12 protein-coding genes are annotated in these 10,930 nt (G+C 60.1%); all 12 read right to left on the reverse strand.

The annotated features are described in order from the left end of the window. Positions 1-17: 17 nt before the first annotated feature. The 12 genes from IB248_RS02005 to IB248_RS02060 all read right to left on the reverse strand — a co-directional run bounded on the left by IB248_RS02005 (position 18) and on the right by IB248_RS02060 (position 10,716). Positions 18-428, reverse strand: coding sequence for a hypothetical protein (locus IB248_RS02005; RefSeq protein WP_062371674.1), 411 nt, complete (start codon positions 426-428; stop codon positions 18-20). A 2-nt stretch (positions 429-430) separates the two neighbouring features. Beyond that, complete coding sequence (locus IB248_RS02010; RefSeq protein ID WP_192240161.1) at positions 431-2,011, reverse strand: putative PEP-binding protein; 1,581 nt, start codon at positions 2,009-2,011, stop codon at positions 431-433. Then, positions 1,995-2,339 (reverse strand): HPr family phosphocarrier protein, encoded by a 345-nt coding sequence (locus IB248_RS02015; protein WP_025658493.1) that lies wholly within the window; start codon positions 2,337-2,339, stop codon positions 1,995-1,997. Before IB248_RS02015 ends, IB248_RS02010 begins: the two co-directional genes overlap by 17 nt. Continuing rightward, complete coding sequence (gene dhaM / locus IB248_RS02020; protein WP_192240162.1) at positions 2,339-2,737, reverse strand: dihydroxyacetone kinase phosphoryl donor subunit DhaM; 399 nt, start codon at positions 2,735-2,737, stop codon at positions 2,339-2,341. The genes IB248_RS02015 and dhaM overlap by 1 nt, the downstream gene beginning before the upstream one ends. Further along, on the reverse strand, positions 2,734-3,348 hold the full coding sequence (dhaL, locus tag IB248_RS02025; RefSeq protein ID WP_169679821.1) for a dihydroxyacetone kinase subunit DhaL: 615 nt from the start codon (positions 3,346-3,348) through the stop codon (positions 2,734-2,736). The genes dhaM and dhaL overlap by 4 nt, the downstream gene beginning before the upstream one ends. Before the next feature lie 22 nt (positions 3,349-3,370). Beyond that, the gene (locus tag IB248_RS02030; protein ID WP_169679818.1) at positions 3,371-5,011 is read right to left on the reverse strand and encodes a dihydroxyacetone kinase subunit DhaK; all 1,641 of its coding nucleotides are present in this window, start codon (positions 5,009-5,011) and stop codon (positions 3,371-3,373) included. A gap of 46 nt (positions 5,012-5,057) precedes the next feature. Then, on the reverse strand, positions 5,058-6,065 hold the full coding sequence (locus IB248_RS02035; protein WP_113160697.1) for an ABC transporter ATP-binding protein: 1,008 nt from the start codon (positions 6,063-6,065) through the stop codon (positions 5,058-5,060). Next, on the reverse strand, positions 6,058-7,155 hold the full coding sequence (locus tag IB248_RS02040) for an ABC transporter ATP-binding protein (RefSeq protein WP_169679810.1): 1,098 nt from the start codon (positions 7,153-7,155) through the stop codon (positions 6,058-6,060). The genes IB248_RS02035 and IB248_RS02040 overlap by 8 nt, the downstream gene beginning before the upstream one ends. 3 nt (positions 7,156-7,158) lie before the next feature. Continuing rightward, positions 7,159-7,374 carry a hypothetical protein gene (locus IB248_RS02045; RefSeq protein WP_192240163.1) on the reverse strand — a complete coding sequence of 72 codons (216 nt, stop codon included), beginning with the start codon at positions 7,372-7,374 and terminating at the stop codon, positions 7,159-7,161. Continuing rightward, the gene (locus IB248_RS02050; RefSeq protein ID WP_025658499.1) at positions 7,371-8,324 is read right to left on the reverse strand and encodes a carbohydrate ABC transporter permease; all 954 of its coding nucleotides are present in this window, start codon (positions 8,322-8,324) and stop codon (positions 7,371-7,373) included. Before IB248_RS02050 ends, IB248_RS02045 begins: the two co-directional genes overlap by 4 nt. After that, positions 8,321-9,289, reverse strand: coding sequence for a sugar ABC transporter permease (locus IB248_RS02055; RefSeq protein WP_192240164.1), 969 nt, complete (start codon positions 9,287-9,289; stop codon positions 8,321-8,323). Before IB248_RS02055 ends, IB248_RS02050 begins: the two co-directional genes overlap by 4 nt. 101 nt (positions 9,290-9,390) lie before the next feature. Continuing rightward, positions 9,391-10,716 carry an ABC transporter substrate-binding protein gene (locus IB248_RS02060; RefSeq protein ID WP_018855614.1) on the reverse strand — a complete coding sequence of 442 codons (1,326 nt, stop codon included), beginning with the start codon at positions 10,714-10,716 and terminating at the stop codon, positions 9,391-9,393. Positions 10,717-10,930 lie beyond the last annotated feature (214 nt).

Below are 10,930 nucleotides of genomic sequence, written 5' to 3' on the forward strand. Positions count from 1 at the left end.
CGCGCGCAATGGTCCGTTCAATCCGGCGATCCCGAAATTGCAGCGATCTTCTGCACCAAGTCGGTGATTGCCTCTTCAAGCAGCCGGTTGCGTCGTTCGTCACCGAAGTCAGGCACCATGATGGAAAGGTGTCGCAATTTCTCCGAGGCGCCAAATTCCGGCAGTTTGCCGGGATGGGCGATCTGATAAGCGTCGAGAAAGCGTTCCTGTTCGGCGGCGCTGAAATGGCAAACCCGGAAGATCGTCGCAAGATGACGCGCAGGAAGAGGCGTCGCATAAATGGGGCTGGTTATCTGGGTGACGAAGCTGCGATGCTTGCCGAGTTCCGTCGCCAGCCGCTGACGGGTTCCCGAAGGCCGGTTTTCGATGATCTGCGCCAGAATATTCTTATAGGCGATAATGGCGTCTTCGGTGTCTTCGCGCGCCATCCCTATTCTCCGGCTACCCTTGTTCCATCGGCATTCAGACCGACTATGGCCGATCTTATCGTGGGAAGCCGATCCGGCGCCACGGAAAAATGCCGAAGACCGACGGCGAGAAGATCAGAGATACGGGATGGATCGCCGGCCATGTCTCCGCAAATGCTGACTGGTTTTTTGCCGGCAAGCTTGACCGCCCGTGCCACGAGGCGCAGCACTGCGGGCACTGCGCGGGCCTGATAACGAGCAAAGTCGGCCTGCTCGCGTGCGGAAGCGACCAGGTATTGCGAAAGGTCATTTGTACCAAACGAAAAGAAGTCTGCATTTTCGAATTGATCGAGCATGAGGGCCGCCGCCGGGACCTCCACCATCATGCCGATCGGGGGAATACGGTGCGGCATACCCCGGCTTGCGAGCAGGCTGGATTCTTCGCGATAGATCTGCCTGATATCGTCGACATCAGACGGAAATGTCACCATCGGCAGCATGATACGAAGATTGCCGAAGACCGCGGCGCGCAAAAGCGAGCGAGCTTGAACGCGCGCAATTTCGGGCCGGGCTAGAAGAAGACGAATGCCGCGCAACGAGGACATTTCCGTGAGGCCGGAGAGCGGCTTGTCGCCACCGATATCCAACATACGGATTGTCACGGACCGGCCATCCGCCCAATCCAGGAGGCGGCGATAGATCTCAAATTGCTTTTCTTCGTTTGCGGCATCACCGAGCGACGTCACCGCGAACTCCGAGCGCATCAGCCCTATTCCGGCGGTTGTCGCGACCGGGATCGCATCGATTTCCTCGGGAGCATTGACATTGACGGACAAGAGGACCTGCGCTCCGTCCGCGGTATGCACGATTCCGCTGTCGAGTGGCGGTGCGGTGCTTGTTGGCGGACGGCTGACTTGCGTCGATGTCGCATGGTCCTTGGCTGTCTTAAGAATGACAATACCTGAATCACCGTCGACTCCCATGTGTTGCCCTTCCTCGGTCGTGAAGCGGCCGGTACCGATTACCATCGGAACGGACCGGGATTTGGCAAGCAGGGCGACATGGCCGACGGCACTCCCTCCGAAGAGAACGATACCGCCGCCTGCCGACCAGTCATGGGCGAGGAAGCGGCTGGGCTCCATGTCCTTTCCGACATAGATGGATCCGGCTGGAAAGTCGTCGACGGGCGTTCCGGTGAGTACGGAGAGGACGCGGTTCTTGATGTCCAGAATGTCGACGGCACGCGCCCTTAGTTGATCTTCTTCCGAGCATTCCAGTTCCCGGATGTAACCATCGAGCGTTCCGATCCAGGCGAAAGCTACATTTTCACCGGCATCGATACGCGCGCCGGCCATCTCGGTCAGCGTTGGATCGCGCAGCACCTCAATCTGAAACTCGACGATGTCGCCGCCCTCGGGGTCTGCCCCGGTGCCAAGGTCCTGCAGTTCGCGGATGGCGGTGTCGACTGCGCTGGCGAGTTCGGCATGGCCGGAGATGCTTGATGGCGGTGACGGGGCAGGGGCCATTGGTTCGGCGACGAAGGCCGGTCCGTTGGCAACACCTGGCGCCGCGCTCGTGCCTTTCAATCTAAGCGGGGCGGCCATGCTTCTTTTCCTCATCGAAATTGCGCTCGACGAGGCCCTTCAATGCCCGGATCGCTTCTTCGGCGAGGATTCCGTCGGCGCGAATCTTAAGCACCGAGCCCTTGCGGATCTTGGCGCCCATGATCTTGATGATGCTCTTGCCGTTCAGCCAGACGTCGCTGCCATTGACAGCGACCTCGATGGAGCAGGGGAACGACTTTGCCAGCCGCGTGAACGTCACCGAAGGCCGGGCATGCAGTCCGACGCCATGCTTGACCTCGACCTCCGTTTCGCAACTGGCATGGACCTGCCCTGCCTCATGGGTTCCTATGCGCAATCCACTGCTCATCAGGGTGAGAGCTCCTCTGCCGTTGCGACCACCTTGGCCAGTGAGGCGCCACCGGAGGCCTCGGCAGCGGCGATAACGGCTCCTTCAACGATAGGGGCGTTGCAGATCGATACCCGCTTGGACCGGGGCGAGCCGAGCATTTCGATTGCCATTTCGCTGTTGGTTTCAGCTCCACCCAGATCGACGAAGACGGCTACGCCGGCGTCCGACCAGGCCTCTTCGATGGCTTTGAGAATTCCGCCGGCATCCGTTCCCAACTCGCCGTGACTGTTGCCACCGGACCAGGCGAGCGGCACGCTGTCGCCCACCATTTGCCGCACCATATCGGCGGTGCCACGCGCAATGAGCGGCGAGTGGGAGACAATTACAATTCCGACGTTTGGCGTCTTCGCATTCATGCGCTGCGGTGCTCCTCGAGATAGCGGCAGATCGCGGTTGTCAGAAGCGCACAACTTGAAGCGCCCGGATCGACATGGCCGATTGACCGGTCGCCGAGATAGGAAGCCCGTCCGCGCATCGCCCTCATGGCAGACGTCCGCTCGGCAGCAACTTCGGCTTGACGTGCGATGTCCGTCAAAGATGAACAATGCGCGAGTGCGTCCTGAACCGGATAGAGAACATCGAGAAGGGTTTTGTCCCCGGCATGCGAGCGGCCTCGACGGGCGACCGCATCAATTGCCTGCCTCAGTACCGCTGGAAAATCTTGGTTCTGGTTCAATGCACGGAGCTCGCGACCCATCTCCATGAGCAGTGTGCCATAGAGAGGGCCGGCCGCGCCACCGATGTTCATAACGAGCGTCAGTCCGATCTTTTCAAGCGCGTCGGGCAAGGGAAGAGTTGCAACAGAGGCTTCCTCGGCGCTGACTGCGTCGCAGCCACGGCGCATATTCGTTCCGTGGTCACCGTCCCCAATCGCCCGATCAAGCGCGCAGAGATGTTCGCTGTTTGCCGCAATCGTTGCCCGGCAAGTCTCGATCAATCCCGTAAGAAGAACCGGTTCTGCCTGCATCCGATATCCTCCAATCGCCAATTCATGCCAGCGCTGCAACGACTTCGAACACGCCCGCCGTAGCGACAGCCCCCGGATCCGGCACTCCCTCCAGATCCTTCTCACCGACATAGGAGGCGCGACCGGCCTTCGCCTTCAGCATCGCCTTTGTCGATTGAGCACCGGTAGCCGCAGCCTTCGCCGCGGCCGCGACATCACCTGATGCCAAGGCCGCGAGTGCGGGCGCCAGCGCGTCGACCATGGTACGATCGCCGATGCCGGCGCCTCCATAGAACGTCATCCGATCGAGCCCGGCAAGCAGGGCAGCGGCTATATCAGCCTTTTCCGCCATGGCCTTGGAGGCGGCCGTAAAAAAGATCGAGAGCAGTACGCCACTGGACCCGCCCATGCTCGTGCTCAGGATCTCACCGATCGAGGCCATGGTGGCGCCAGCATCCTTCAGCGGCAGCGTGTCAATGCGGGAAAGAACGCTACGCGCCCCTGTTGCCACGGTGGAACCGGTATCGCCATCACCGACGCGGCCATCGAGGCGGTTCAACTCGCTCTCGAGGGAAATCAGATGCTCGCAGACCGCCGTCAAAAGGCGACGGCTCCGGCTGTCATCGCTTGCCGAGACCACTTCATCCCGGCCAGATAACTTATCCGGGGCGGGAACGATGGCGATCTCATGCCGTTCGGCGACGGGTGGCCAGGCATGGGGCCCGACTGCGGACTTCAGCGCGGCTTCGCGAGCAGCGTCCAGCCGAATGAGCGAAAGCGAAAAACCGTTCATGTTGAGCGCGGTCATCATCGGCGCCGGTCCGACGATCAGGCGCACGCGACGCGTGACCGGCGAGGACAACACGGCATTGGCAATGACGCCCATCTCAAGCGGCGGCACGGCGCCAAGGTTGTTGATCAACAGTGCGTGGTCATGTGCACCATCCAGTCTTGCGGCCAGTCGCTCGGTCATCGTCGCGACAAGGTCGACAACCGGTTGCAAGGCGATCCGCTCGACACCGGGCTCGCCATGGATGCCGAGGCCAAGCTCCCCTTCATTGGCGCCGAGCCGATCCTCATGCGCCTGACCGGGAACGCTGCAGGTCGAAAGCGACATGCCGAGTGAAACGATATCTCGGGCTGCGGCAGCCGCTTGTGCGGCGACCGTCTTCAGGCCGGCTCCTGCTTCGGCGTGGTAGCCGGCGATCTTATGCACAAACAAGGTACCGGCAACGCCGCGGGGCTGGTTGATTTCGGGGATGGCAATATCGTCGGCAACGATCACCATCTCGACATCGAAGCCTTCGGCACGGGCCTTTTCGGCAGCGAGGCCAAAGTTGAGCCGGTCGCCCGTATAGTTCTTGACGATCAGCAGGGCGCCCTTGGGGCCCGTTACCGCACGGATGGCCGTCAGCACGGCATCGACGCTCGGCGAAGCAAAGATCTCGCCCGATACAGCTGCTGTCAGCATGCCCTTGCCGACGAAGCCGGCATGCGAGGGCTCGTGACCCGCGCCGCCGCCGGAGATGATCGCGACCTTCGATTTATCCCAATCCGCGCGCAGGATCACCTTGATGTCGGGGAAGCTATCGAGACGGGCAAGACGACCGGCACTGCTTGTCAGGAGCAGACCATCGAGGGCTTCGGTAACAATGGTTTCCCGGCGATTGAAGAAATGTTTCATGGAGAGAGACCCGTCTTTTATGCAGTGTGTTTTGTATCGTTCAATTCTAGCCCAGACGCTGGCCGCTGGCGTCGAAATAGAGCGGATCGCGTAACGTGAGGCTGATTCGATCACCCGGCCGGATTGCGAGATATGGATCGGCAAGTGTGACGAGCTTGTGGTCGCGCACCCGGATGTGAAGGTGGTTCTGGTCGCCAAGGTGCTCGATCCAGTCGATTTCGGCATTGGCATTCTTTTCGACCATGATATCGAGATGCTCGGTTCGCGCACCGATCGTCCTGGTACCTGGCGGCGGATTGGCGCCTGGCAGGAGATCGGCGGGCAGCAGGTTGATATGCGGTTGGCCAAGCCGGGCAGCGACATCGAGGCTGGTGGGATTGCCGTAGATTTCACGCGGCGTTCCGACCTGCAACAGCCTGCCTCCAGCAACAATGCCGATCCGATCCGCCATCGTCATGGCTTCGACCTGGTCGTGGGTCACGTAAAGCAATGTAGAACCGAGTTCCTTCTGGATCCGTTTGAGTTCCAGGCGCAGTTCGGCACGCAGCTTCGCATCGAGCGACGAGAGGGGTTCGTCCATCAGGTAGATGGCGGGCCGACGTACCAACGCCCGGCCGATTGCGACACGCTGCATTTCGCCGCCCGAAAGACGCGTCGAACGGTTCTCAAGCTTGTGGTCGATCCGGACCATACGCGCAATTTCGCGCACGCGACGGTCGATCTCTTCAGCCCCCAGCTTGCGCACAGGCGCTCGCAGCGGGAAGGCGAGGTTGTCGTAAACCGTCATGTGCGGATAGAGCGAATATTGCTGGAAGACGAAGGCGACGTCGCGCTCGGCGGGCGCTTCGCCCGAGACGTTGCGACCATTGATCTCGATGCGACCGCTATCCGGTCGTTCCAGGCCGGCGATGAGGCGCAGCGTCGTCGTCTTGCCGGCACCGGTCGGCCCAAGCAGGACGACGAACTCGCCATCGCGGATGGAAAGGTTGAGATCAGACAGAGCCTGCGTGTCGCCAAAACGCTTGTCGAGGCCCTTGAGGACGATGTCAGCCATGCTCGGCCTCCGAGTAGAGTGCCGAAGCAATGGCGCGGCCCGACTGGCAGTCAAACAGCGCGAGCTTGGCCGAATTGAAGTCAAGACCGACCGTCTCGCCGATACGGAAGTTGCGGTTTGCCGGAACTCGCGCCTTGATGACGCCGCTCGACGTCTCGATCGTCACGACCTGATTGGTCCCGAGGTATTCGCTGCCATAAACCGCTCCCCTCAAGGGCGACGTATCGCTCAGGCGAATATGCTCAGGCCGAACCCCGAGTGCCAATTCCGCCTCGGCCAGGTCCTGGTGCACCTCGGGAACGGCGACATCGACCCCATGCAGCGAGACGGATCGCGCGCCTGTCTGCAGCCCCGAGGTGAAGCGCATGAAATTCATCGACGGCGAGCCGATGAAATCGGCGACATACATGGTGGCGGGCTTGCTGTAGATTTCCTGGGGCGTACCGAATTGCTCGATGACCCCATGGTTCATGACGGCAATCTTGTCGGCCATCGCCATCGCCTCATGCTGGTCATGGGTGACGTACACCGTCGTCGCTTGAATGCGGTTGTGCAGTTCACGAAGTTCGTGAACCATGACCTCGCGAAATTCGGCGTCGAGCGTCCCCAGCGGTTCGTCCATCAGGAAGCATTTGGGACGGCGCACGATGGCGCGACCAAGCGCCACACGCTGCCGGTCGCCGCCGGCAAGTCCGGAGACCGACCGGTCAAGGATATGATCGATCTGCAGCAGCCGCGCGGTTTCCTCGACGCGCTGGCGGATCTCGGCCTTCGGCATGCCTTGCGACAGCAGCGGAAAGGCGATGTTCTTGCGCACGTTCATATGCGGATAGAGGGCGAAGAGCTGGAAGACGAAAGCGATATCGCGCGCGCTGGCGCGGTTGAAGGTGACGTCTTCGCCGTCAAGATAGATCTTGCCGCTGGTCGGCAGTTCCAGACCGGCGATCATGCGCAGCGTCGTCGTCTTGCCGCAGCCGGACGGACCAAGCAGTGCCAGGAATTCGCCGTCATGGATGGTGAAGCTTGAATCCTGCACAGCAACGAAGCTGCCAAACTGCTTGCGGAGATTTTCTATTCTGATGTCCGCCATGGCTCACTCCGGAAACTTCGAGACGATGATGAACATGGCCGTGCCCGCAAGCAGCGTCACCAGCGAGTAGGTGTAGAGCACCAACAGGAATGGCTGGAAGAGCATGAGGAAGCCGATGGCAATCAACGCGGTTGCGATATTTTCCATTGGAACGCGACGCAGAAAGAGCGGGCGCTTCGGGCGGGATGGGGGGCGCGGTGTTTCTATGAGGTGGGTCATTTGCGGACCGCTCCGAAGGTGATGCCACGCAAGAGCTGCTTGCGCAGGAGAATGGTGAAGACGAGGATCGGGATCAGGAAGATCGTTGTTCCCGCCGCGACCGCCGGCCAGTCCTGACCGCCCTCGCCGATAATGGTCGGAATGAAGGGCGGTGCCGTCTGGGCTTCGCCCGATGTCAGCAGTGCCGCAAAGGCATACTCGTTCCAGGCAAAGATCAGACAGAAGATCGCGGTGGCGGCAATGCCGGTCGTTGCTTGCGGCAGGACGACTTTCCAGAAAGCCTGCAGCCGCGTGTAGCCGTCGATCATCGCTGCCTCCTCGTACTCCCGTGGGATCTCGTCGATGAAGCCCTTCAGGAGCCAGACTGCAAGGGAGACGTTGACCGCGGTGTAAAGCAGGATCATGCCCAGCGCCGTGTCGGAAAGACCAAGCTCCCGATACATGAGATAGATTGGGATGGCGACGGCGATCGGCGGCATCATGCGTGTCGACAGGATGAAGAACAACAGGTCGTCGGCAAGGGGGACCCTGAAACGCGAGAAGCCATAGGCGGCCAGCGTTCCCAATGAGACGGCCAGGAATGTCGAGCCGAAGGCAATCACCAGCGAGTTGGCAAAGCGCGGCAGGAAATTCGAAGGACCGGCGATCACCATGTTGCGCTTGCGGGTGACCTCGTCGCAGGTGCCGGTCGGCGCGGGCAGGGAGGCTATATATTCCGGCGTCTGCCGCGTCCTTGTTGTCAGGAGATTGCAGTAGCCTTCCAGCGTCGGTGTGAAGATGATCTTCGGAGGATAGCTGATGGAGTCCGGCGGAGACTTGATGCTGGTCAGGAAGATCCAGACGAGCGGGATCATGGTGATCAGGGCGTAGAGGATCACGATGGTGCCGGCGATCCGCTTGTTGGCCCGGCTCGGTTCGACGACGGAATGGGCTGAGGTGACGGAGCTCATCGTTGCTTCACCCTGTTAAGTGCCTTGACGTAGATGTTGGCGAGGCCGAACACGGCAACGAAGAGGATGATGGCGAAGGCAGACGCCCGCCCTGTCGCCCAGCTCTCGAAGGCCGTACGCTTCAAGGTGATCGAGGCCACTTCGGTGGTCGAACCCGGGCCGCCACCTGTCAGCAGTGTAACCATGTCGAACATCTTGAAGTTCTCGATGCCGCGGAACAGTACGGCGAGCATGATGAAAGGCAGGGCCATCGGCACGGTGATCGACCAGAATTGCCGCCATGGGGAGGCACGGTCGACCTCGGCTGCCTCATAGATGTAGTCCGGGATGGATCGCAGGCCCGCGAGGCAGATCAGCATGACATAAGGCGTCCACATCCAGGTATCGACAATGATGATGGCCCAAGGCGCCAGCGTGACACTGCCGAGCATCTGGATGTCGGCGGTCGGAATGCCGGTGATGAGCGAAACCGCGTAGGCGAAAAGACCAATCTGCGGCTCGTAGAGAAAGCGCCAGAAATTTCCGACAACAGCCGGAGACAGCATCATCGGTATCAGGATGAGCGTCGTCCAGAACGCGTGGCCACGAAACTTGCGGTCGATCAGATAGGCGAGCGTAAAGCCGATAACCGTCTGCAGCAGGATCGTCCAAAACACGAAATGCGCCGTCGTCTGCATGGCCTGCCAGATATCGGGGTCGTTCAGGACACGCTGGTAGTTGCTAAATCCGACGTTCAGAACAGGCGCATTCGGGCGGTTGGCACGATAGTTCGTGAACGACAGATAGATCGCCCAGATGAGCGGGAAGATGTTGATGGCGAGAAGCAGGATGATGGCCGGTGCAATGAACAACCAGGCAATCGCTCGGTCGGATAGTCCTCGGACACGGCGTGCGACCGATGTCGGCGTCGCCCTCGCAGTCGCGTCAGCTGCCTTTTCGACCATGGAGGAAGATGAAATGTTCAAGGTGTCACCTGGTCTTTGCGTATGTGAGACACGTGGCGGCCCGGCAGTCTTGGCAATCCGGGCCGCCATTCTGGCAAGAATGTTTTGCGTCCAGCCGGACACTAGATCTTGCCGTCGTCCTTGAAGACTTCGGTCCAGTCCTTCACGAGGCCATCGAGCGCCTCCTGAGCCGTGCCGTTGCCGGCCACGACATAGTTATGAACGCGCTTCTGCATGTCCTGCAGGAGGGTTGCGTAGCTCGGCTCGGCCCAGAAATCCTTGACGATCGCCATCGAGTCCAGGAATGCCTGGGCATATGGCTGGCTGGACGCAAAGTCCGGGGCGTTCACAACTGACTTCAGGCACGAGTAGCCGCCGAGCTGCCACCACTTGGCCTGCACTTCAGGCTGGGCGAACCACTTGATGTACTGCAGTGCCGCGTCCTTCTTGTCGGAGTAGGAGACGACCGAGATACCCTGTCCGCCAAGCTGGGCGAAATGTTTCTTTTCCGCCGGGTTGGGGAAGAAGCCGATCTTGTCGCCACCGACTTTCTCATCCTTGTAGAGACCCGGCCATGTGAAGGCGAAGTTCATCTGCATGGCCACCTGGCCGGACTTGAAGGCGTCGGCGGATTCAACCATGTAAACGTTGGAACTGCCGGGCGGTGTGCAGCAGTCATAGAGCGCCTTGTAGAACTCCAGTCCCTTGACCGCATCGGGCGAATTGACGAAGCCTTCCATCTCGTAGGGCTTGTCTGGGTTGTCGTACTGGAAGCCCCAATCGTAGAGCACGTTGGTCACGCCCATCGTGATGCCTTCAGAGCCGCGCTCCGTATAGATCGAGGCGCCGTAGACGGTCTTGCCATCGATCTCGCGCTTCTGGAAGAACTCGGCGATCTGCTTCAGCTCGTCGTAGGTCTTTGGCGCCGCGAGATCGTGACCATACTTTGCCTTGAATTCCTTCTGCAGTTCCGGCCGCTCGAACCAGTCCTTGCGGTAGGTCCAGCCGACCACATCGCCCATGGCGGGCAGCGCCCAATAGTTCGGCGTATTCTTCGGCCATTCCGAATAGCCGACAACCGTCGCCGGCACGAAGTCATCCATCTTGATGCCTTCCTTGTCGAAGAAGTCGTTGAGCTTGACGTAATGGCCGTTTTCAGCCGAGCCACCGATCCACTGGCTGTCGCCGATGATCAGGTCGCAGAGCTTGCCATGGGAGTTCAGTTCATTGAGGAAGCGGTCTGCATAGCTCGTCCACGGTACGAACTCGAACTTCATTTCAGTGCCGGTTTTGGCGGTGAAATCCTTGGAGAGTTCGACCAGTGCGTTTGCCGGATCCCATGCGGCCCAGCAGAGCGTCAATTGGTCGGCTTTGGCGAGATTGGGCAGCGCCGACGAGATGATGAACGCCGAGGCCAGCCCGAGAAGGGCTTTCGATTTCTTTTGCATAAGTTCCTCCCAGAACCAAAGGCCGGCTCCCCGCCGACCGCGCAAGTTCACCCATTTGCGAGAATGCCTACATGAACTCCTCAACTCTCATGTTTAGCAATATGTTTAGTGATAGATATTTTTATAAACATTGCAAGTGGCAATCGTTGTTGCTCCGCAGCAATTGCTGACCTCCATGCTTACCTGCGCCCGTGGCCACGAGATCATTGCTGCC

The organism is Rhizobium sp. RHZ01 (genome assembly GCF_014851595.1).
Lineage (GTDB): Bacteria > Pseudomonadota > Alphaproteobacteria > Rhizobiales > Rhizobiaceae > Rhizobium > Rhizobium altiplani.

Bases quoted from the DNA above. Each gene is read 5' to 3' on its own strand.
- IB248_RS02005 (WP_062371674.1), bottom strand. From the start codon at position 428: ATGGCGCGCGAAGACACCGAAGACGCCATTATCGCCTATAAGAATATT.
- IB248_RS02010 (WP_192240161.1), bottom strand. From the start codon at position 2,011: ATGGCCGCCCCGCTTAGATTGAAAGGCACGAGCGCGGCGCCAGGTGTT.
- IB248_RS02015 (WP_025658493.1), bottom strand. From the start codon at position 2,339: ATGAGCAGTGGATTGCGCATAGGAACCCATGAGGCAGGGCAGGTCCAT.
- dhaM (WP_192240162.1), bottom strand. From the start codon at position 2,737: ATGAATGCGAAGACGCCAAACGTCGGAATTGTAATTGTCTCCCACTCG.
- dhaL (WP_169679821.1), bottom strand. From the start codon at position 3,348: ATGCAGGCAGAACCGGTTCTTCTTACGGGATTGATCGAGACTTGCCGG.
- IB248_RS02030 (WP_169679818.1), bottom strand. From the start codon at position 5,011: ATGAAACATTTCTTCAATCGCCGGGAAACCATTGTTACCGAAGCCCTC.
- IB248_RS02035 (WP_113160697.1), bottom strand. From the start codon at position 6,065: ATGGCTGACATCGTCCTCAAGGGCCTCGACAAGCGTTTTGGCGACACG.
- IB248_RS02040 (WP_169679810.1), bottom strand. From the start codon at position 7,155: ATGGCGGACATCAGAATAGAAAATCTCCGCAAGCAGTTTGGCAGCTTC.
- IB248_RS02045 (WP_192240163.1), bottom strand. From the start codon at position 7,374: ATGACCCACCTCATAGAAACACCGCGCCCCCCATCCCGCCCGAAGCGC.
- IB248_RS02050 (WP_025658499.1), bottom strand. From the start codon at position 8,324: ATGAGCTCCGTCACCTCAGCCCATTCCGTCGTCGAACCGAGCCGGGCC.
- IB248_RS02060 (WP_018855614.1), bottom strand. From the start codon at position 10,716: ATGCAAAAGAAATCGAAAGCCCTTCTCGGGCTGGCCTCGGCGTTCATC.